The following is a 21,266-nucleotide window of genomic DNA, read 5'->3' on the forward strand; positions in this document are numbered from 1 at the left end:
TGCCGACATAACCATCCTATGGCAGGGAGCAGGGCTTCTCCCAAACTGTAATTTCAGACTCTTTCGATCATTATTTATTTTGACAAAACAGACAACATATGTATATCATGGTTTATAGACGTCAATATACGTTTATTACCTTTACTCTGATGCCAAAGGAGAAGAGAGATGGAGACACAAGGGCAAAAGCATATCGTCGTCATCGGCAGCTACAATGTCGGGTTTATCTGCAGCACGCCGCGAATGCCCGTTTGGGGAGAAACGATATTGGGCAGCGGATTCTCTGTTTGCGACGGTGGGAAAGGCTCCAATCAATCCGTTGCGGCAGCAAAATTGGGAGGCTCTGTTTCTTTTATCGGCTGTGTCGGGGATGATCCGTATGGGAAATCCGGCGTCGCCATGCTGCGAGAAGCGGGGGTCAATGTGGATGAGGTCTCCTTCTCACAGGCTGCCCCGACAGGTGTGGGCTTCGTCTTCCTGAATCAGCATGGAGAAAATTGCATCGTCGTCGATCCGGGAGCAAACCACCTGCTTTTGCCCGAGGAATTGGAGACGAAAGCGTCCATCCGCCGCGCCGATATTCTCGTATTCCAACTGGAAAATCACTTGGATACGATCCGCAAAGGCATGGAGCTCGGCCGCAAGTGGGGGAAAACGGTGATCCTCAACCCGGCTCCGGCAACGCCGGATTTGGACGATTTGCTCGCGCTGTCCAGCATCGTCACTCCGAATGAATCGGAGCTTCTGATCCTGCACGGCCTCGATCCTGCTGCCGACCTGACGGACGTGGAGTGTGAGCGTTTGGCCCGGCTGCTTTTGGAAAAAGGCCCGGAAGCGGTCATTGTCACCCGAGGGGAGAAGGGCGCGATGGCTGTGACAGCAGATGAGGTCGCATCGATTCCGGCTCCGAAGGTAACCGTGGCAGATACGACCGGAGCAGGCGATTCCTTTACAGGGGCATTGGCTGTCGCCTTGTCGGAAGGCAAGCCGCTTGCGGAAGCCGTGCGGTTTGCTTGCTGCGTCGGCGCCTACTGTGTGACCAAGGAAGACGTCATACCTGCGCTCCCCACGAGGGAACAACTGAATGATTTCATCAAGACGTTTGAATAAATGCCATTTTTGAAAACGCTTTAAATGGAAGCGGGATTGAAAGACGAGAGGAGGGAGCCAGATGCCGGCACTGCTGAGTCTGCAGAAAATCGAAAAAAGCTTTGGAAGCAACCAGATTTTGCACCAGGTAGATTTTCACCTGCAAAAAGGACAGGTTCACGCCCTTCTCGGGGCCAATGGAGCCGGAAAATCCACGTTGATGAAAATCATTGCCGGGGAGTACACCAAGGATGCGGGAACCATCCGGATCGAAGGCGAGGATGTGCACATCCTGAGTCCAGGTCACGCCAAACGCCAGGGGATCAGCGTCATTCATCAGGAACTGAGTCTCGTGCCGGAATTTACGGTTGCAGAAAATGTGTACCTCGGCAAAGAGCCGGCACAAGGACCGGGATCATTTCTTCTGTCTCGGAGCGAAGCCGCTAGGAAGACGATAGAGCTGCTCGACAAGTACCAGATTGAGCTTGATCCGCACCGCAAAGTCAAAGACCTCTCGATCGGGCAGCAGCAGGTGGTCGAAATCTTGAAGGCGATCTCGGAGGACTCCCGCGTCCTGGTCATGGATGAGCCGACAGCGACCTTGACCGCAGCGGAGACCAATCAGCTCTTTGAAGTGATCCACTCCCTCAAGTCAAAAGGGATCGGGATTATCTACATCTCGCATCGCCTCGATGAAATCCAGCAAATTTGCGACTGGGTCACGATCCTCAAAGACGGCAGAAAAACAGCCGAGGGGCCGATCGCGGAGTTCGGCAATGAGCGGATCATCGAATGCATGGTAGGCAGACAGATGGATCATTACTATCCGAACACGAAGCACAACCCGGGCGAAGTCGTTCTCGAACTGCAGCATATACGGAAAAACGGAGTCCTGCGCAATGTCTCCGCCACCTTCCGAAAGGGAGAAATCGTCGGGATATTCGGACTCTTGGGAGCCGGACAGTCAGAGCTGATGCGGATTATTTTCGGCGCAGACCGGGCAGATGGGGGACAGCTAATTTGCAAAGGCCAGGCGGTCCAAATCGATTCACCGCGTACCGCGATGAGCCACGGAATCGCGCTGGTGACCGAAAACAGAAAAGAAGAGGGCCTGGTGCTGGAGCTCGGATCGGATCAGAACATGACGCTGACCAGCATGGAGCAATTCTCCGGCTACGGGCTTCGCAACCTCGGAAAAATCAAGGAGATCGCCAAAGAGTACGTGGGGAAATTGAACATCAAGCTGCACGCCCTGCATCATCCGGTCAAGCATTTGAGCGGGGGAAACCAGCAGAAAGTGATTCTCGGCAAATGGCTGCTTACCTCCCCGGACATTATTCTTTTGAGCGAACCGACGAGGGGAATCGACATCGGGGCAAGGTCGGAGATCTACCACTTGCTCGACCGGCTGGCACATGAGGAAAAAGCGATCGTGATCGCGTCGAGTGATGTGGATGAAATCCTTGGACTGTGTGATCGGGTCTTGATCATGTTCCGGGGAGAAATCATCGCAGAGGTAGATCAGGCCGATGCCAGCATCGAACTCCTCATGGAATATGCGTCTGGAGCCCGGCAAACAACGGGGGTGGGGGGATGAACATGATCAATAGCACAAATCCGGTTGCAAGCAAACCGGCGGTAAACAGGCTCAGTCTGATTCAGCAATACGGCATGTTTTTTATCCTGATTCTCGTGGCAGCGATCTTCACGATGCTGACACCAAACTTTTTGACGCCGTCCAACCTGATCAACATTTTAAGACAGGTATCGGTAATCGGCATTGTGGCAGCCGGTCAAACGCTCGTCATCATCACGTCGGGAATTGATTTGTCCGTAGGCAGCATCGTCGGCCTGTCGGGAGCGGTTTCGGCGGGAGTTACGCTTGCCACAGGAAATGCGTTTCTGGGAATTGCCGCCGGGCTGTTGACGGGGATGGTATTCGGGGTGGCAAACGGTCTGTTGATCTCCCGCCTGAAACTGACGCCCTTCATCGTAACATTGGCCTCGATGACGATGCTGTCCGGTTTTACCCTGATCTATACGGGCGGAAATCCGATTTTGGTGACAAACCCGGTCTACAAATTCATCGGGCAAGGCTATGTAGGTCCGATCCCGTTTCCTGTCGTCGTTCTTTTGCTGGTCTACGCCATTCTTTACTTCGTCCTAAAGCGAACGGTTCACGGCCAGTATATTTACGCCATCGGCGGCAATGAAAAAGCTTCCTTGCTCGCGGGGGTGCGGGTAAACCTGCACAAAACGATTGTGTACGGAACATCGGGATTGCTGGCAGGTCTGGCCTCCGTCATCCTGACAGCGCGTTTGTCATCGGCGACACCTGTCGCGGGAACGGGGTATGAGCTGGACGCCATCGCCGCGGTCATCCTGGGCGGAACGAGTCTGTTCGGCGGCAAAGGAAGCGTGGTCGGGACACTGATCGGGGTCCTGCTGCTCGGGATACTGACGAGCGGAATGAACCTGATCAACGTCTCTCCGTTTTACCAAAATGTGGCAAAGGGGTTGATCGTCCTGTTGGCAGTCATCATCGACCGGATGATCAACAAAGAAAAACAATAGCTCACAGAAAATGGCCAATAAATTGAGGAGGGGAATTTTCATGAAAAAATGGATGTTTTCATTGGTAGCAGCGACGCTGATGCTGACAGTTTCGGCGTGTGGTTCGTCCGGTACAACTGGAGCTCCGGCCACGGGATCGGGCGGCTCCGCGCAAGGCGGCAGTGCGGGCGAGGGCAAGATCAAAATCGGCTATGCGATCAACACTTTGAACAACCCGTTTTTTGTCGCCGTAAAAAATGGAGCGGAAAAAGAAGCGGAAAAGCTGGGCGTAGAGCTCGTGGTGGTCAATGCAAACGACGACCTGGCCACACAGCTGCAAGGCGTAGAGGATTTGATCCAGCAAAAGATCGACGTCCTCATCCTCGATCCGGTGGACAGCAAAGGGACCATACCAGCCGCGGAAGCAGCGAATAAAGCCGGGATCAAGGTGATCACCACGGGACGCGAGCTGGAAGGCGCCGAAGTCGTCACGCATCTGGGCTATGACGAGGTCAGGCATGGCATCGTCGCAGGCGAATTCATGAGCAAGCAGCTGGGCGGCAAGGGAAATGTCGTGGAGCTGCAAGGCATCATGGGCACAAACGTGGCACAGGATCGCAGCAAAGGCTTCCAGGAGGGTGTAGCGACATCGCCGGACATCAAGATTGTCGCATCGCAGTCGGCCGACTTTGATCGGGCCAAAGCCATGACGGTCATGGAAAACATCCTTCAGGCCAATCCGGAGATAAACGGCGTCTATGCGGCAAACGACGAAATGGCGCTCGGTGCGGTGCAGGCGATCAAAGCGGCAAACCGCACAGGCATCATCGTCGTATCCAATGACGGTACAGCCGATGCTCTTCAGGCGATAAAAGACGGCGACATTGCCGGGACAATGGCCATTTATCCGAACCAGTACGGACAAAAGGCAGTCCAGATCGCCAAGAAAGTAGCCGGCGGCGAATCCGTGGAAAAGAAACTGGAGCTCCCCTCTATTTTCGTAAGCAAGGATAACGTAGAAGAAGCGATCAAGGAATCTCAAAACTAATTGGAAACGAGGAGCGAAGAACAATGAAAAAAGGTACAATCCTGAACCGTGAGCTGAATGAAGCGATTGCCTCGATGGGTCACACTGATTATATGATCGTCTGCGATGCCGGTTTTCCGATCCCAAATGGCGTAAAGCGCATTGATTTGGCGCTGAAAAAGGATGTGCCCGATCTGGAAACGGTTCTCTCCCTGATCGCCGGAGATTTCATCGCAGAAAACATCTACGTCGCCGAGGAGGTCGAAACGAACAATGCGCCTCTGTACAACAAGCTCAAGGCGATGTTCCCCGGCGTAGAAATCGGCACGATGGAGCATCAAAAAATATTGAGCGAGATGGCTTATAAAGCGAAGGTGATCGTCCGTACAGGTGCATTCGATCCATGGGGCAACGTCATCCTGCAATCCGGGGTGAGCGTTCCGCAGTGGTTTGACAAGCCCGGCATCGTTGTTCCCGATTATTACAAAGACAAAATGTAAGGTGTGCAAACCTGGCAAGCTGGGGGTTGTCTTGAAAAAACAGCGGGATAAAAGTATAGTAAATGAGAATAAGTTGGATAAAGGGTGAACCCAGTGATCGAAAAAACAGGTCCGGAACCGATTTATATTCAAGCGAAAAATTGGATTCGGGGAAAAATTGCCAGCGGCGAGTGGAAGGCAAAGGAGAAGCTGCCGTCGGAATCGGATCTCGCAGCCACATTGGGAATCAGCCGGGGTACCATCAAACAAGCGATCAAGCAGTTAATCACAGAAGGCATTCTCGTCCAGATACACGGGAAGGGAACCTTTGTCGTAGGCGAGCAAATGGAGTATCCGTTGGCGGAGAGACTGATTTCCATCGCCGAAACCATGATCGAAAGTCACAAAGACTTTACGACCAGGCTGCTCGGACTGGAGACCTCCCCAGCCGATCAAACCGTAAGCCGGTTTTTGGAGTTGGACCCATCCGGACAGGTTTATCATCTAAAGCGGCTGCGTTTTATCGAAGACACGCCGGTTGTCTTTTTGGAGAACTTTTTGCCGAAACAACTCTTCCCCGGCTTCGAGCAGAACAACTTTGAGGAGAAGACGTTGTTTTCCATAATCGAAGATCGCTACAAACTGAGAATCTCCTGGGGAAAACGCTCATTTTTGGGAAAAGGCGCTGACGAGAAGATCGCGGAAATGCTGCAGATCGACAAAGGAACGCCGATTACGTTCCTGGAGCAGACCATTTACACCGAGGACAATGTACCGATCGAGTATTCCAAAGTATGGCTGCGAAACGATCAGATCAAGCTGACCTCCATTCTGAAAAGAACGCAGTAAGTATGAACGGCTTGCTTCAGAGGAAGCGAGAAAATGCTCTCATCACGAATGTCAGCCAATTCGACCGACACAAAGCAAAGCCGTCGTCGATTCGTTGCAGGACACCATGCTGACGAGCAAAAAGAGCAAAAAGCAAAAAACGCTTCAAAAGAAAGCAAGACATATGTTTGCAAAGAGAAGCTGGAGGCTGACGTCAAAAGCCTCCAGTTTTTTATGCGGCCAACCTTTGATTAAGCATCCTTTAGTCCGCTGCTTTTGGATGCGGTTCTGCTTTTGGACGAGGTTCCGCTTTTGGGGCGAAGCCGGCCAGTCTACATCCGAGAGGTGTCCCACCGTACCTGATTGCTTTCTTCTATTTTCATCTCCACTGCCAAAAGCCTGAACGACTGCAAACAAAAAAACGCGGAAAATGGCTCCGCGTCCGAATCTTCATCTTACAGCTCATTCAACGAATACTCTCTTTCTACTCTGCAAATCCTCGTCACGTACTGCTCATACCATACCTGTTTCCCTTTTTCCTGCGCCACCAGATGGTCCTCGTTCTGCTTCCAGTTGCGAATATCCTCCAGCGACTGCCAGTACGAGATCGTCACTCCGAATCCGTCCGCATCGCGCGTGCTTTCCACGCCGAGAAAGCCCGGCTGGGCAAATACCAGCTTCTCCATCATTGCGGCCATCTCTTCGTACCCCGTATTATCCGTTTGTGTCCGTTGACTGGTGAAGATCACAGCATAGTAAGGCGGCTTCGGCGTCTTTGCAAATGGCCCCATTTTACCCCCACTCCCTCAACTGGTATCTGTTAACAAGTATAGCACCCGCCTTTTTTTCTGTAACCTATTTCTCCACTGACAGCGATTGTCAGGGATGAGTGGATATACTCGAAAAAGCTCCGGGTATCAGATCTCTATGGGGCGGAAACCTTTTTGCCATACAAAACACTAACGATACGAGGGGGACTTTCAAAGATGAAACCAACCGACTTGCACTACGAATTTTACGTATTGGCAACCCCAGAGCAGGTGTGGGACACGCTCGTCTCGCCAGATGGGGTAAAAGCCATTTACGGGGGCTGTGTGATCGAGTCAACGTTCCGTGAAGGAGACCCGATCCGCTATATCGGCCCGGGCGCAGACGGAGATAAAACCATCCACGTCTACGGCGTCATTTTGCAGTGCGAGCAGGCCAAGACGCTCAGCTTTACCCACTTTGTCGGCGATTCCTACCACCCCGGCCAGGAACGGTACGAATCGCGCATCACTTATCGGCTCGAACCGGCCGGCGCGTCCACAAAGCTGACCCTGACCCATGACCGTTGGCATGAGAATGATCCGTCATACGATAACAGCGCGAAGGCATGGTGGATGATCCTCAGCAGCACGAAGACACTGATCGAAACAAGAAGGCCGCTGGCATTTTAAAAGTCGGTTTCGCCATCGGAAACAGTGCTGTAACCCAGCGCCGCAGTCGCTCCTTTAATAATAAAGACTTTCCGTCCACTGGCATTTTCGGCACATGCGGGAAAGCGGGGTCTCCAGAAAATCGTGATCACATGCTTTTTGGGCAGTCCCAAGCTGCGCGCGGAGTGCGGCTAAAGCCGACTCCAACCGCTTGATTTCAGCACGCAGCTGGCCGGGATCACGCAGTTTTCCTATATCGGCATCCCGCTTCATTTCCTGTCCGTCCCTTTGTACAGTTGTCCTCCCTGCTCGCGGAATTCCCTGGCTTTTTCCTGCAGCCCCTCGTCGATAGCCGCATGGACCGAAAGCTGGTTGTCTCGGGCGTAGGCGCGAATATCCTGGGTGATTTTCATGCTGCAAAATTTGGGGCCGCACATTGAGCAAAAATGGGCAGATTTTGCCCCTTCGGCAGGGAGAGTCTCGTCGTGATACTCGCGTGCCCGCTCAGGGTCAAGCGAGAGGTTGAACTGATCGTTCCAGCGGAATTCAAACCGCGCCTTGGAAAGCGCGTCGTCCCGAAGCTTGGCTCGCGGATGTCCTTTTGCCAGATCAGCGGCATGGGCGGCGATTTTGTAGGCGATCAGGCCGTTGCGCACGTCCTCCTTGTTTGGCAGGCCGAGATGTTCCTTCGGGGTGACGTAGCAGAGCATCGCGGTGCCAAACCAGCCGATCATCGCGGCGCCGATAGCGGACGTGATGTGATCGTAGCCGGGAGCGATATCGGTCGTGAGCGGGCCCAGCGTGTAGAATGGCGCTTCGTGGCAAAGCTCAAGCTGCTTATCCATATTCTCTTTGATCTGGTGCATCGGCACATGCCCGGGACCTTCGATCATCACCTGCACATCATGCTTCCAGGCGATCTTGGTCAATTCCCCAAGCGTCTCCAATTCGGCGAACTGGGCTTCGTCGTTCGCATCGTCGATGGACCCCGGCCTCAGTCCGTCACCGAGCGAGACGGAAATGTCGTATGCCTTCAGGATTTCGCAAATCTCTTCAAAATGCGTGTACAGGAAGTTTTCCTGATGGTGGGCCAGGCACCAGGCCGCCATGATGGAGCCGCCGCGGGAGACGATTCCGGTGACGCGATTGGCGGTCAGCGGGATATAGCGGAGCAGCACCCCTGCGTGGATCGTAAAGTAATCCACTCCCTGCTCGGCCTGTTCGATCAACGTATCCCGGTAGATCTCCCAAGTCAGCTCCTCGGCTTTGCCATTTACTTTTTCCAGTGCCTGATAAATCGGGACAGTACCGATCGGCACGGGACTGTTGCGGATAATCCACTCCCGGGTCGTGTGAATGTGTTTTCCGGTGGAAAGGTCCATGATGGTGTCGGCTCCCCAGCGGGTGGCCCACATCATTTTTTCCACTTCTTCACCGATGGAGGAGGTGACCGCGGATGTGCCGATGTTTGCGTTTACCTTCACGTGAAAATGACGACCGATAATCATCGGCTCCAATTCCGGATGGTTGATGTTGGCCGGCAGGATCGCGCGGCCGCTGGCGATCTCGGCTCTGACGAATTCCGGCGAAACTCCTTCGCGGATGGCGACGAATTCCATTTCCGGCGTGATGATGCCGCGGCGGGCGTAGTGGAGCTGTGTGACGACGCTGCCTTTTTTGGCCCGAAGCGGCTTGCGGTCATTTCGGGGGAAAACAGGTACTGCTTCAAGCTGCTCGGCGCTTTTGAAGCCGTTATCGACAGGCTGCACCGGGCGTCCCGCGTAGGATTCCGTATCGTTTCTTTCCGCAATCCAGGGCTGCCGCAGGGAAGGCAGTCCTTTTTGAATGTCGGCAATGTAGTCGGTCGCCGTATACTCGCCGCTGGTGTCATAGACGCGAATGGGTGGGTTGGGAATTTCTCCGTACATGCCCTGGGATGGCGAAAGCTGGATTTCCCGCATCGGGACGCGAAGATCAGGCCTGCTGCCGACCTGGTACACTTTGCGGCTGCCAGGGAAAGGCTGTACAGCCGTCAGGTTGAGGGAAGATGCGTGTGGAATGGACATGAAAAAAACCTCCTTGTCATGGTTGCACGCGGCATGAACCCTGATGGAGGCGGAAGAAGACGCGTCTGCATGACAAAAACAAAACGCCGCAAAAAAACTTGCGACGCCAGACGCGAGAGCAGACAGGAAAGGGACGCAAGCATACGCAGTCCTCTCCGGTCTATATAAACATTCCTCCGCTGGCATTACCCAGTTCAGGTTCAACGGTCGACGACAGAGTAGCCGTCCTCTCAGCCTGGTCATCCCCAAGCTCCCGTGCATCATTGTTTAGAAATAGTTTGTTGTTTCCACCATAGCATAACTACTTTTTCCCAATTGTTCAAGAGGTTTTGTCGCAGCAGGAGGAAAGACATCGTGCAAAGCTTTGTCCAGCTTGTACCATTGGTCCATTCCCACCGAGGAGAGAATCGCGTCTCCATCCTCTTGCTTATAAGAGTCGAGATGAAACTTCGGCCCCATCGTAAACGGCTTGAGATAATGCTCTCCTTCCCGCGTTTCCACGTACATCATATACGCGTAGTCTGAAACCTTGTTGGCCGTTTCATATTCAAACTGCAAAATGAACAGCGAATCAGCCGTTCCCGTTAATTGCTCCACTTTTTCGCTGCCGGAGATCCAATCAACGACGGCAATCTGCTCGGTTTTATCCGAGTACAGGGAGAGAAGCTCCGGTTGCGCTTTGATGGAGTCTTCCCGGTAGTGATGTACCCATAGGGCTTTCCCTTTTCCTGAATGAAAAAGCGATTCCAGCGCCGCTCCCGGGTGGGGCGCTTGTTGCTGTGAACACCCGCAGACGAGTGCAGATAGACAAAGGATGACGAAACGGAGCACGTGAGTTCTGGAATTCACTGCCATGATACTGCCTCCCTAACCCCGGAGTTAACCCCCGTTTTTGATGTGATGCCGCAGCGACATGCTTCCCAAAGTACGAACCCTCTCAATATAGTAAACGAAAAAGAAGAGGGAAACGTTTCAAGACAAATCCAACCATCTATAGGATAATCAAATGATTTTAATATAAATAATTGAATTGAACTATTGGTTTGCCGCGGCTATCCTTACGGGTAAATCCCGGAAAGGAAGTTGAGAGCGATATGAATCCGCATGAAGTGAAGAAATGCTTCCCGATTATGAATGTCCCGATCTACGGGAAGCGGCTTGTATATTTGGACAACGCAGCCACTGCCCAAAAACCGGTTCAGGTGATTGAGGCGCTGGAAGCATTTTATCGGATGGCAAACGCCAACGTTCACAGGGGAGTCCACTACCTGGGGGCAAAGGCGACAGACATGTACGAGGCGGCGAGAGAAAAGGTCCGTGCTTTCATCCGCGCAAGCGAAGCGGCCGAGATTGTTTTTACCCGGGGGACGACGAGCGCCTTGAATCTGATCGCCAGCGGATACGGCCGTTTGGTCCTTTGCGAAGGCGACGAGATCGTCATTTCATTGGCCGAGCATCACAGCAACCTGATCCCTTGGCAGCAGGCGGCAAAAGCGGCCGGGGCAACACTGAAATTCATTCCCTTGCAGGAAGATGGGACGATAACGCCGGAAGCTGTCCGTTCAGTGGTGACCCCACGGACTAAAATCGCAGCACTCCACCATATATCCAACGTCTTGGGAGATGTAGTACCGCTCAGAGAGATCGCCGGCATCGTCCATGCACACGGAGGAGTTTTGGTTGTCGACGGTGCGCAGGGAGCGCCTCATTCACCAGTCGATGTGGGGCAGATGGACTGCGACTTTTACGTTTTCTCCGGTCACAAAATGTGCGGTCCTACAGGAATTGGAGTTTTGTACGGGAAGCGTCCATTGCTGGAGCAATTGGTACCTGTTGAGTATGGAGGAGAGATGGTTGAGTCGGTCGATGCCGAATGGGCGTCGTGGAAAGAGCTTCCGTACCGGCTGGAAGCGGGAACCCCTTTGATTGCGGGAGCGATTGGGCTGGGGGCTGCGATTGATTTCCTCGCTCAAATCGGCATGGAGAAGATCGAACGGCATGACCGCAGGCTGGTTGGCTACGCACTGGAGCGGTTGCAGGAGCTCAAAGAATGCAAAGTGCTGGGGCCGCTGCGGCATCGGACGTCCATCCTGACGTTTCAACTGGGGGAGATCCATCCCCATGATCTGGCTACCGTGCTCGATGCAGAAGGGATCGCCATCCGTGCCGGTTACCACTGCGCGCAGCCGCTGGCGAAATGGTTTGGACAAGCGGCGACGGCACGGGCCAGCCTCTATCTCTACAACACCGAAGAAGACGTAGATGCGCTGATCCTGGGATTAAAGAAGGCGCAGGACTTGTTTCGCCGAAATAAATAAGACGGAGTGCCTAAAAAGATTCAGTGTCACGGATTTGGAGAGGCAAGCACGATGCTTAAAAAAGCACCATGAAGGAGGAAGGGCAGACATGCAAGTGTATAAAACAGTGACCATAGCCGGATCGGATTCCAGCGGAGGAGCGGGTATTCAGGCCGATCTCAAAACCTTTCAGGAGCTGGGGGTTTACGGGATGTCGGCCTTGACGACGATTGTCGCGCAAGATGAAAGCTGGGGCCATCATGTTTTTCCGGTTGAACCGGACACGGTAGCAGCGCAGCTACGAACGGCACTGGAGGTGATCGGAGCGGATGCTTGCAAGACAGGCATGCTAGGCTCTATCCGGGTCATCGAGCTTGTGGCCCAAGCAATCGCCGCGAGCGGCATTCAAACGATCGTTATCGATCCCGTCATGATTTGCAAAGGCGTCGATGAAGAACTGCACCCGGAAGTAAATGAGTGCCTCCGCGAAGTGCTGGTTCCGCTGGCGACCGTCGTGACGCCCAATCTGATCGAGGCGGCCAAGCTGAGCGGCATGGCACCGCTGCAATCTGTGGAAGAGATGAAGGAAGCGGCCAGACGCATTCACCGGCTCGGTCCGTCTTATGTGCTGGTAAAAGGGGGAGGGCGGCTGCCGGGAGACAAAGCGATTGACCTATTGTATGACGGCAGCAGCTTTGACATTTTCGAAGTGGAAAAGATCCGCACGACAAATACGCACGGGGCGGGCTGCTCCTACTCTGCCGCAATCACCGCGGAATTGGCAAAGGGAAGGTCAGTGCCAGAGGCAGTTGCGACCGCAAAAGCGTTTATTACCGAGGGCATCCGTCACTCGTTTTCCTTGCGCTCGTTTGTCGGACCGACCAATCACAGCGCCTATCGGCAATCAAAAGGCGGCAACTGACCAAGCGGGGCACCGTCTCTGCTTTCCATGTGTTCATTCGCTAAACCAATCCTTATCATATCGGATTTGGAATTGATGCTGCCTGCCAAAATCGCTACCTTATAGCTAAGGGCCCTTGTATTACATCAGGAGAGGAGGAGAGAAAAGGATGGCGAAAGCTGTGTTTTATCATGCTGGATGCAGTGTATGCGTCGATGCGGAACAGGCCATTTTGCCGTATCTCGACCGTACCAAAACCGATGTGGAAACCATTCATTTCGCCCAGCATCCGGACAAGCTGGACGAGGCGGAAAAACTGGGAGTGAAATCTGTGCCTGCACTCGTATTGAACGGTACGGTGTACCATATCAACTTCGGGGCGAGCATGGCGGATGTCCGAAAGGCTGTTGGCAAGTAAGAAGGCGATATCGTAGGCAGCAGCACCCATTTGTTCATGGCTCTTTACTCACCTCGTTGATAGAACCTCTTGGAGGCGTATGCTCGCGCATTACGCCTCTTTTTTTATGAAAGTGTAAAGCCGCTGCAAACCTGTCTATCGTTTAAGGGTGGGGCGATTGCGGTTACTCCATCCTTTTGGCAGTCCCGATCAGGTTTTCGAGGAAAACCCGCGTGGCGGCGCACATATATTTGTCCGCCCGGTAAATGATGCCGATCTGGCGGGTGATCGGACTGGCGAACGGGACGGCGGCAATTTTTCCATTCTGGATAAAGTCGACGTATGGTTTGGGCAGGACAGTGACGCCGATCCCGCTTGCGACCATATTGACGATCGATTCCATCGTAGTCATCTCAAAGGAAGGCTTGACGGAAAAGCCGGCAGTTTCGCAATGCTGATCAATGAGCTGTCTGAGATAGTAATTTTGCGGAAGAAGGACAGAAGGCGTCTCTTTTAACACCTCGAGCGGAGCGGAACGTTTCTCTGCCAGTGCATGGCCGGACGGAACCACGAGGCACAGCTCCTCCTGCACCAGCGGCAGCGTCTCGAACTCCTCGTCCTCGACGGGCAAAAAGACAATGCCCATATCTAGCTGGTTGTCCAGCAGAGCGGAGCGGATGTCTCCCGTGCGCAGTCCAAGTACGGACAGCTCGATATGGGGATACTGCCGATGAAACGCGAGGATGGCTGGCGGCAGCAGGTAATTGACGACCGTCAGGAGTGCGCCGATGGTCAGCTTGCCGCGCTGCAAGCCCTGCAGTTCCGAGATGGCGGCCCGCGCCTGGGACAGTTCATGGAAGACGCGCTGAGCATGTCCGCGCAGGATGCGGCCCGCTTCCGTCAAGGCGGTTTTCTTGCCGATCCGGTCAAACAGCGGGACGCCGATCTCCGCTTCCAGAGCGCGGATTTGCTGGCTTAAAGAGGGCTGAGAAATCCCGACCTTTTCTGATGCTTTGGTGAAATGCAGTTCCTGTGCCACGGCCAAAAAATACTCCAATTGCTTTAATTCCATCGTTATCACCGCTTTCTATTCATAGGTAAATCCAATGAAAATAATAGTAATGATTGAATTGATCAATGTATATAGAAGCTTATAATGAAGGTGACCATGTGTCCAGTGCAAAATCGTAAACAAAAAAGAAACGGGTAGGGGAGGTCTTTTTTTGAAGCCGTTCGGGTATTTGCCCCATACAGAGACAGAGCGCAAAGAAATGCTGGCGTTTTTGGGTTTGCAGCAGACAGAAGAACTGTTTGACCAAATTCCTGCCGAGATCAGGCTGAAGGAGCCGATCCAGATCCCGCAGGCTTGGTCGGAGCTGGAGCTGACCAGACAGTTTGGACGGATGGCCGCCAGAAACAAAAATACCGAAGAATATGTCTCGTTTTTGGGAGCCGGCGCTTATGAGCACGCGATTCCGGCAGTGGTTGAAGCCATCGTCGGCCGCTCGGAATTTTACACGGCATATACGCCTTACCAGCCGGAAATCTCGCAGGGCATCCTGCAGGCGATTTTTGAGTACCAGACGATGATTTGCGAATTGACCGGAATGGAAGTATCCAATGCTTCTCTATACGACGGTCCGACAGCGATGGCAGAAGCGGGGATGATGGCTTGTGCGGCGACCAAGCGAACCAAATTGCTCGTCTCCAGGGCGGTTCATCCGGAATACCGGGAAGTCCTGAAAACATACGCTTACGGCCAACGGCTGGAGATCGTGGAAATTGGCATGGGGGATGGGCTGACAGATTTGGACGAGCTGGGAGACCGGATGGGTGACGACATCGCCGGATGTATCGTCCAGTATCCGAATTTTTTCGGCTGCGTGGAACCGCTGGAAGAGCTGGCTGCTCTCACGCGTCATTGCGGGGCGCTGTTTATCGCGGTCGTCAATCCGATTGCGATGGGAATTTTGGAGCCGCCGGGTTCCTTTGGAGCAGACATCGTCGTGGCGGAGGGACAGCCTCTTGGAAATTCGCTGTCATTTGGCGGGCCTTATCTCGGCATTTTGGCGACCACCCGGGCGCTTGTTCGGCGGATGCCGGGCCGGATCATCGGGCAGACCACGGACCTCGACGGCAGACGCGCTTTCGTCCTTACCCTGCAGGCCAGAGAGCAGCATATCCGCCGGGAAAAGGCGACCTCCAACGTCTGCTCCAACCAGGCGCTCAATGCTTTGGCAGCGACCGTCTACCTCAGCTATATGGGCAAGCAGGGACTCTGCGAAGTAGCGAGACAGTGCATGCTGAAAACGCAGTACGCGATTGAGCGTCTCACCTCCATCAAAGGAGTGGAGCGATTGTTTTCGACAGCCGTTTTTCACGAATGTGCGTTCAAGCTGCCGGCATCTCCTGCGGCAGTGAACAAAAAGCTTCTTGAGCACGGAATCATCGGCGGATACGAGCTGGCGAAAGACTACCCCAGATACGAAAACAGCGTTCTGCTTGCCTTTACGGAGGCGAGGACGAAAGAGGAGATCGATACATTAGCCGAGCGATTGGAGGCTGTGCTATGAGACAGGAAAAAGATCAGCCGCTTATTTTTGAATGGTCCCGGCCAGGCCGGAGCGCCTATAGCTTGCCAAAGCTCGATGTGCCGGAGCTTTCTGTGGAGGACATTCTGCCTTTGCCCTACATCAGAGCGAAGCGGGCCGAGCTGCCGGAAGTGAGCGAACTGGATGTCGTCCGGCATTATACGGCTCTGTCCCGCCGAAACCACGGAGTTGACAATGGTTTTATCCCGCTTGGCTCCTGCACGATGAAGTACAACCCGAAGCGAAATGAAAAAGTGTCCAAGCTGAGCGGATTTGCGTCCATTCATCCGTACCAGCCGGAGGAGACCGTGCAAGGGGCGCTGGAGCTGATGTACCATTTGCAAAAGGAGTTGGAGGCCATCACGGGGATGGACCAGGTCTCGCTGCAGCCGGCTTCGGGAGCTCAGGGAGAATGGGCAGGCCTGCTGATGATCCGGGCCTATCATGAGTCGCGCGGGGAAAAGCGGACCAAGGTGCTGATACCGGACGTATCCCACGGTACAAATCCTGCCTCGGCTGCCGTCGCCGGGTTTGAGAGTGTCACGATTGCCTCCAACGAGTACGGCGAGGTCGATCTCGAATCGCTCCGGCAAGCGGTAGGGCCGGATACCGCCGCCCTGATGCTGACCAATCCGTCTACGCTCGGTCTGTTCGACCGAAACATTCTGGAGATTGCCCGCATCGTCCATGAGGCAGGGGGACTGCTTTACTACGACGGAGCCAATTCCAACGCCATCCTCGGCTATGCCCGTCCGGGAGACATGGGATTCGACGTGGTGCACCTGAACCTGCACAAAACCTTTACCACCCCCCATGGCGGCGGAGGGCCGGGGGCGGGACCCGTCGGCGTCAAAAAGGAACTGATTCCGTTTCTGCCCGTACCGATCGTAGAGCGGGACCAGGACCGCTACCGGTTGAATGCAGACAAGCCGCAGTCGATCGGAAAGGTCAAGGGGTTCTACGGAAATTTCGGCATTCTGGTCAGGGCTTATGCGTATATGCGCACGATGGGACCGGACGGATTGAAGCTGGTGACCGAAGACGCGGTACTAAACGCCAACTATATGATGAGAAAGCTGCAGCCGCACATCGAGCTGCCCTACGACAGGACGTGTATGCACGAATTTGTCCTGTCAGCAAGGCAGCTCAGGAAAAAAGGGGTGCGGACGCTGGACATCGCCAAGCGGCTGCTCGATTTCGGCTATCACCCGCCGACAATCTACTTTCCGCTGAACATCGAAGAAGCGATGATGATCGAGCCGACCGAGACCGAAAGCAAGGAGACGCTGGACCAGTTTATCCAGACGCTCATCCGGATATGCGAGGAGATTGAGAGTAGCCCGGAGACCGTACAGGAAGCGCCGCACACAACTGTGGTGAACAGGCTGGATGAGGCGAAGGCAGCCCGCAATCCGATCCTCCGCTATCGGAGAGAGGAAGAAAATGGACGGGAGGGTTCGGTTTTGCGGTAAAAGGCGACGAGGCTGCAAGCCAAAGGCGTGATGGAATCGAGGAAACAGAAACATAGCGTTATGGCAGAAGAAAGAACCATAACGTCATGCTCGGAGAAGAAGCAAAAGACGTGCTCGGAAAGGCAAGCGATATGCTAGGAAAAGCAAACAGTGCGAAGGCAATTAAGCTTCGCACTGTTTCTTCCTTATGTGATTGAGGAAGGTCGAAAGAAAACACATTGACAACAGATAGTATAGTGTCTAAACTAATGAATAGAAAAATTTGGCATATCCCTGGCGACAACAAACAATATGGATGAGGAGAGAATGGTCCAGGAATATTTTTTTGCATAATTTGTTTAGTATCTATACTGTATGGTAGGTCGGTGAAACGGCGAAATGAAAACGGAAATAATCAAGAAAAAAGAAGGCTCAAGCCGAAACCTTTTTTACATGCTTATGGCCATTTGTCTCGGAGCATTCGTGTCACATTTCACAGCAGGGATCGTCAACGTGTCGCTCCCTCGTTTGACGGAAACCTTCCATGCGGGAATTGGCACTGTTCAGTGGATCACGACCGGGTATTTGCTGGCTGTCGCTTCGCTTTTGCCCGTGATGGGAAAGCTTGGCGACCGCTATGGCCAACGCCGCATTCATAATCTCGGCTATGTTTGCTTTACGATAAGCTCGGTTTTGATCGCCTTTTCGCCGAATGTGGCCATCCTGCTGCTGCTGAGAGTGTTGCAAGCGGCCGGAGCTTCGATGTTCCAGGCGACAAATATCGCGTTGATCACTATGTATATGCCAAAGGAGCGGAGAGGCCGCTCGCTCGGAATTGTCAGTACGGCTGTAGCGCTTGGAGGGATGAGCGGTCCCATTGCGGGAGGCATGATCGCTCAATGGCTGAGCTGGCAGTGGCTGTTCCTGATTCACGTTCCCATTATCCTCTTTGCGACTTGGCTTGCCTTTCGCAGCATTCCGAACCAGGAACCGGAGAGAAAGCCGGGCACTTTTGACGGCATGGGGGCGGTTCTCTTTACCGCCGTCATCGGCATCGTCATCTTGGGCGTAACCCAGGGCCAGGTGTGGGGCTGAGGATCGCTGGGGCTTGTTTCGTTATTTGCCGCAGCTCTTGCCGCGCTGGTACTTCTGCTCTGGTGGGAGAAAAGGCAGGCTCACCCGTTTTTGCCCCTGCCGGTATTCAAAAACGCTGCTGTGACATCCGGCCTGTTCATCACGGGAAGCTCTTTTTTGCTCGCCAACACGATTTTGGTCGTCTTGCCGTTTTACTTGACCGGGTTGGTTGGAATCGTTCCTCTTGAAGTGGGGTACATCATGGCCGCTTATCCTCTCATACTTGCGGCTGCAGGGCCGTTTGCGGGGGCACTCTCGGATCGGTACGGCTCCCGGCTGTTCCAGTTTCTCGGCTTATGCGGCATGGGCGGAGGTTCTTTGATCCTGACGCTGTGGCTGGAGCAGCTGTCCATGCTGGAGATTGTCCTGACGCTTGCGTTGACAGGCTTTGGCATGGGGCTGGTAACGTCCCCGAACAACAGCTTCATTATGAAAAATGTCGCTTCCCACTACGTGGGTACGATTGGCGGAATGGTTGCCCTGATGCGAAATGTCGGGATGGTTTTCGGTGCGGCACTGGGCCTCGGGTTCATGAATGGAGTGTCCTTCGATGAAAAAGCACAGGCGATGGGTGCATTTACAAGCGTGTTCGGAATCAACGTCGTATTTTTGTTTTGAGCATTGCGGTATTTGGATACGGCTTATTTTTGGACCGGAAAACCAAGGGAAGCCAAAAGCAAGAGACAAACCATTCTGTTTGACCCAAAACGGGCGCCTTGACACGGAATGGTTTAGAAACTAAAGTATGGGTATGAGAGAACAGCAAATTTTCCCACCCGAAAAAATGAATACAGGCAGTCAAAAACTGGGGCGCGTCATTTTGCAGCTTCAACGACTGGAGCGGCAGCCTCGAACGTTTGGGGAAGCGGGCGTGCTGACGCCGAGCGAAATTCATACAATCGACGCCATCGGCTGTGAGGGCGGCATCCTAATGAGTGCGCTTGCGTCCCGCCTCGGTGTGACAAAAGGTGCCGTGACCCAGCTCGTGACGCGCCTGGAAGCCAAGGCGCTGGTTACAAGGACGACACACCCGACAGATTCCAGAGCGGTGATGGTCTCGCTGACGGAAAAAGGGAAAGTGGCATATCGCATCCATGAGGAAATGCATCATGAATTTTATCAACAGCTTCGCCTGCAATTGGATCCTGACGAGATTGCCGTATTTGAAAAATGTTTAGATAAATTGAGTGAGCTGCTGCGTGACTAGTTCTGCATTAGGCAAAGGGGAAACCGTTATGAGACAGATTGAAGTCCTGCCCTATGACGAAGAGTGGGCGGCATTGTTTGAAAAAGAGAAGGAGCTTTTGCAGGGCATATTCTCCGAAGAACTGGTCGCGATCCATCACATCGGCAGCACTTCGATCAGAGGAATGAAGGCAAAGCCGATCATTGACATCATGCCGGTCGTAAAAGACATTGAGCGGATCCATCTGTATAACGACTCCATGCGAATGGCCGGATATGAGCCCAAAGGGGAGAACGGGTTGCCTGGCCGCCGCTACTTTCAAAAAGGAGGCGACCAGCGAACACACCACGTCCATATGTACCAGCAAGGCCATCCCGATATCCACAGGCATCTTGCCTTCCGCGATTACGTAAGCAGCCACCCCGATGCAATGGCTGCTTATGCGAGCCTCAAGGAAGAGCTTGCCAAAAAATTCCGCTATGACAGCCAGGCGTACGCAGACGGCAAAAGCGGACTTGTGCGACAGATCGATGAGGCAGCTCTCGCTTGGTATCTAAACAGAACAAGTTAGGGTGGTGGTATTTTGCTGAGGCAACCCAATGAGAACCCAGTCGGTCCCGTCTCTCCATCCATCCATGAACCGATCACTTATTCGAGAAGCAATTGATAAAACGCCACATCGTGGTATTCCCCGAATTTGTACCCCACCTGACGAAAAACCCCCACTGGCTGAAACCCAAACTTGACGTGAAGCTGAGCGCTGGATTCATTGCCTCCGGTGATTCCGGCGACCAGCGCGTGGTAGCCAAGTTCTTTCGCCGCCGCGATAAGCTTTGTCATCAACAGCCCTCCGATTCCCTTTCCATGATGATCATGATGAACGTAGACAGAAGATTCCGCTGTCTGGTTGTACGCGGGCTTCTCCCGAAACGTGCCAAGCGACGCATATCCTACTACCGATCCGTTTTCTACTGCCACCAGCAAGGGGTGCTGCTCGTCGTATTTTTGGAACCATTTCTTTCGCTGCTCGAGCGTCTGTTCCACCAGGTCGAACGTGGCAGGAGAAGTCCGTACGACGTGATTGTATATTTCCAATAGGACGGGCAAGTCGTGTTCGGTTGCTTTTCTTACGGTAATAGAAGACATGCTGTTCACCACCTGACGAATTTGAGTCAATTATATGTCAGGTTTTCTTACATGAACAAGAGAAAAGTTTCCTAAGCTTTGGACTTCCCAGATTCAGGGACAAAAAATGGTGCCGTTTTAAAGGGGATTGCTAATGATTGGAGAATAACATACTTATTGATTTAATAAGTATATAGAACGCCTGCCTTAAATCGGCAGACTCCTCGCCCATAGTTTGCTTGCTGCCGTTATTTATACTGAATCAACCCGATTCCCAAGCCAACAGGGTCTGCCAGATAAGCCAGGTAAAACTCGTCGAACTCCATTTTATCCCGGACTATTTTGGCTCCGCTCTCTACCGCCTTGGCCAGTGTATCGTCCAGCGAGTCCACCTCGATGACAACCCGTGTCCCGTGCGGATAATCGCTTGGACCGAGTGCAATGCCGCCATGAATTCCGGGCTTGGTATCGGAGCCAGTCGTGACTTCGCGATAGTCCCAGTGAGGTTCTGCAATTTTCCAATCAAATACGGATGAATAGAACGCTGCTGCTTTTTCAGGGTCTTGGCTGTTGAATTCAAACAAAACGACTCGTGCCATTCGTGCGCCTCCCATAGTTTGACAAGTTGTCAGAGTATTCTTCAAATCCATTGCAATTCCTTCTTGGAGATAGGGGCTTTTTTTCTCGGGGTGGTGAGTTGTCCGCCCGAATAGTCGAAAGCTGT

The 21,266-nt window shown here is 53.3% G+C and carries 23 protein-coding genes and 1 riboswitch; of the genes, 16 read left to right on the forward strand and 7 right to left on the reverse strand.

All coding sequences use genetic code 11. The annotated features are described in order from the left end of the window. Positions 1-168 precede the first annotated feature (168 nt). From rbsK to EDM54_RS11925, 6 genes are all read left to right on the forward strand, one after another. Positions 169-1,110: a ribokinase gene (gene rbsK, locus EDM54_RS11900; protein ID WP_024985620.1), complete on the forward strand. Its 942-nt coding sequence runs from the start codon at positions 169-171 to the stop codon at positions 1,108-1,110. Between the two features lie 61 nt (positions 1,111-1,171). Continuing rightward, positions 1,172-2,686, forward strand: a complete 1,515-nt coding sequence (locus EDM54_RS11905; protein ID WP_122958231.1) for a sugar ABC transporter ATP-binding protein — start codon at positions 1,172-1,174, stop codon at positions 2,684-2,686. A gap of 2 nt (positions 2,687-2,688) precedes the next feature. Further along, on the forward strand, positions 2,689-3,663 hold the full coding sequence (locus EDM54_RS11910; RefSeq protein ID WP_051567470.1) for an ABC transporter permease: 975 nt from the start codon (positions 2,689-2,691) through the stop codon (positions 3,661-3,663). A 40-nt stretch (positions 3,664-3,703) separates the two neighbouring features. Further along, entirely contained in the window at positions 3,704-4,690 is a 987-nt protein-coding gene (locus EDM54_RS11915; protein WP_031932773.1) for a substrate-binding domain-containing protein, read from the forward strand. Between the two features lie 23 nt (positions 4,691-4,713). Then, entirely contained in the window at positions 4,714-5,169 is a 456-nt protein-coding gene (rbsD, locus tag EDM54_RS11920; RefSeq protein WP_024985617.1) for a D-ribose pyranase, read from the forward strand. A gap of 93 nt (positions 5,170-5,262) precedes the next feature. Next, on the forward strand, positions 5,263-5,997 hold the full coding sequence (locus EDM54_RS11925; RefSeq protein WP_003386397.1) for a GntR family transcriptional regulator: 735 nt from the start codon (positions 5,263-5,265) through the stop codon (positions 5,995-5,997). Between the two features lie 434 nt (positions 5,998-6,431). Here the strand turns inward: EDM54_RS11925 and EDM54_RS11935 are convergent, their stop codons facing one another. Next, positions 6,432-6,767 (reverse strand): antibiotic biosynthesis monooxygenase family protein, encoded by a 336-nt coding sequence (locus EDM54_RS11935; protein WP_003386395.1) that lies wholly within the window; start codon positions 6,765-6,767, stop codon positions 6,432-6,434. A gap of 195 nt (positions 6,768-6,962) precedes the next feature. Here EDM54_RS11935 and EDM54_RS11940 point away from each other — a divergent pair, with 195 nt between their 5' ends. Continuing rightward, on the forward strand, positions 6,963-7,415 hold the full coding sequence (locus EDM54_RS11940; RefSeq protein ID WP_122958232.1) for an SRPBCC domain-containing protein: 453 nt from the start codon (positions 6,963-6,965) through the stop codon (positions 7,413-7,415). Between the two features lie 54 nt (positions 7,416-7,469). Here the strand turns inward: EDM54_RS11940 and EDM54_RS11945 are convergent, their stop codons facing one another. The 3 genes from EDM54_RS11945 to EDM54_RS11955 all read right to left on the reverse strand — a co-directional run bounded on the left by EDM54_RS11945 (position 7,470) and on the right by EDM54_RS11955 (position 10,315). Further along, the gene (locus tag EDM54_RS11945) at positions 7,470-7,667 is read right to left on the reverse strand and encodes a hypothetical protein (RefSeq protein ID WP_122958233.1); all 198 of its coding nucleotides are present in this window, start codon (positions 7,665-7,667) and stop codon (positions 7,470-7,472) included. Beyond that, the gene (thiC, locus tag EDM54_RS11950) at positions 7,664-9,460 is read right to left on the reverse strand and encodes a phosphomethylpyrimidine synthase ThiC (RefSeq protein ID WP_122958234.1); all 1,797 of its coding nucleotides are present in this window, start codon (positions 9,458-9,460) and stop codon (positions 7,664-7,666) included. The genes EDM54_RS11945 and thiC overlap by 4 nt, the downstream gene beginning before the upstream one ends. Positions 9,461-9,614: 154 nt before the next feature. Further along, a riboswitch (TPP riboswitch) is annotated at positions 9,615-9,726 on the reverse strand. A 1-nt stretch (position 9,727) separates the two neighbouring features. After that, positions 9,728-10,315, reverse strand: a complete 588-nt coding sequence (locus EDM54_RS11955; protein WP_122958235.1) for a hypothetical protein — start codon at positions 10,313-10,315, stop codon at positions 9,728-9,730. 239 nt (positions 10,316-10,554) lie between these two features. On the opposite strand from EDM54_RS11955, the gene EDM54_RS11960 reads away from it, so the two are divergent. From EDM54_RS11960 to EDM54_RS11970, 3 genes are all read left to right on the forward strand, one after another. Beyond that, the gene (locus EDM54_RS11960; protein ID WP_122958236.1) at positions 10,555-11,778 is read left to right on the forward strand and encodes a SufS family cysteine desulfurase; all 1,224 of its coding nucleotides are present in this window, start codon (positions 10,555-10,557) and stop codon (positions 11,776-11,778) included. Between the two features lie 88 nt (positions 11,779-11,866). After that, on the forward strand, positions 11,867-12,679 hold the full coding sequence (pdxK, locus tag EDM54_RS11965; protein WP_122958237.1) for a pyridoxine/pyridoxal/pyridoxamine kinase: 813 nt from the start codon (positions 11,867-11,869) through the stop codon (positions 12,677-12,679). Between the two features lie 148 nt (positions 12,680-12,827). Next, positions 12,828-13,076 (forward strand): thioredoxin family protein, encoded by a 249-nt coding sequence (locus EDM54_RS11970; RefSeq protein ID WP_003386385.1) that lies wholly within the window; start codon positions 12,828-12,830, stop codon positions 13,074-13,076. A 163-nt stretch (positions 13,077-13,239) separates the two neighbouring features. Here the strand turns inward: EDM54_RS11970 and EDM54_RS11975 are convergent, their stop codons facing one another. Then, the gene (locus tag EDM54_RS11975; RefSeq protein WP_172920477.1) at positions 13,240-14,136 is read right to left on the reverse strand and encodes a LysR family transcriptional regulator; all 897 of its coding nucleotides are present in this window, start codon (positions 14,134-14,136) and stop codon (positions 13,240-13,242) included. A gap of 142 nt (positions 14,137-14,278) precedes the next feature. On the opposite strand from EDM54_RS11975, the gene gcvPA reads away from it, so the two are divergent. From gcvPA to EDM54_RS12000, 6 genes are all read left to right on the forward strand, one after another. Beyond that, entirely contained in the window at positions 14,279-15,628 is a 1,350-nt protein-coding gene (gcvPA, locus tag EDM54_RS11980) for an aminomethyl-transferring glycine dehydrogenase subunit GcvPA (protein ID WP_122958238.1), read from the forward strand. Next, a complete protein-coding gene (gene gcvPB, locus EDM54_RS11985; RefSeq protein ID WP_122958239.1) occupies positions 15,625-17,118 on the forward strand; it encodes an aminomethyl-transferring glycine dehydrogenase subunit GcvPB in 1,494 nt (497 codons plus the stop codon). The genes gcvPA and gcvPB overlap by 4 nt, the downstream gene beginning before the upstream one ends. A gap of 378 nt (positions 17,119-17,496) precedes the next feature. Next, positions 17,497-18,192: an MFS transporter gene (locus EDM54_RS26990; protein WP_228006647.1), complete on the forward strand. Its 696-nt coding sequence runs from the start codon at positions 17,497-17,499 to the stop codon at positions 18,190-18,192. Between the two features lie 54 nt (positions 18,193-18,246). Further along, a complete protein-coding gene (locus tag EDM54_RS26995; RefSeq protein WP_327956070.1) occupies positions 18,247-18,849 on the forward strand; it encodes an MFS transporter in 603 nt (200 codons plus the stop codon). 133 nt (positions 18,850-18,982) lie between these two features. Continuing rightward, positions 18,983-19,438: a MarR family winged helix-turn-helix transcriptional regulator gene (locus EDM54_RS11995; RefSeq protein WP_003386372.1), complete on the forward strand. Its 456-nt coding sequence runs from the start codon at positions 18,983-18,985 to the stop codon at positions 19,436-19,438. Positions 19,439-19,466: 28 nt separating this feature from the next. Further along, the gene (locus tag EDM54_RS12000; RefSeq protein WP_024985606.1) at positions 19,467-19,988 is read left to right on the forward strand and encodes a GrpB family protein; all 522 of its coding nucleotides are present in this window, start codon (positions 19,467-19,469) and stop codon (positions 19,986-19,988) included. 77 nt (positions 19,989-20,065) lie between these two features. Here EDM54_RS12000 and EDM54_RS12005 read toward each other — a convergent pair whose 3' ends face one another. Continuing rightward, the gene (locus EDM54_RS12005) at positions 20,066-20,563 is read right to left on the reverse strand and encodes a GNAT family N-acetyltransferase (RefSeq protein ID WP_003386370.1); all 498 of its coding nucleotides are present in this window, start codon (positions 20,561-20,563) and stop codon (positions 20,066-20,068) included. A 227-nt stretch (positions 20,564-20,790) separates the two neighbouring features. Continuing rightward, the gene (locus tag EDM54_RS12010) at positions 20,791-21,141 is read right to left on the reverse strand and encodes a VOC family protein (RefSeq protein WP_122958241.1); all 351 of its coding nucleotides are present in this window, start codon (positions 21,139-21,141) and stop codon (positions 20,791-20,793) included. Positions 21,142-21,266: the final 125 nt, after the last annotated feature.

Origin of the sequence: Brevibacillus borstelensis (genome assembly GCF_003710865.1) — a bacterium.
In the GTDB taxonomy this organism is placed as follows: Bacteria; Bacillota; Bacilli; order Brevibacillales; family Brevibacillaceae; genus Brevibacillus; species Brevibacillus borstelensis.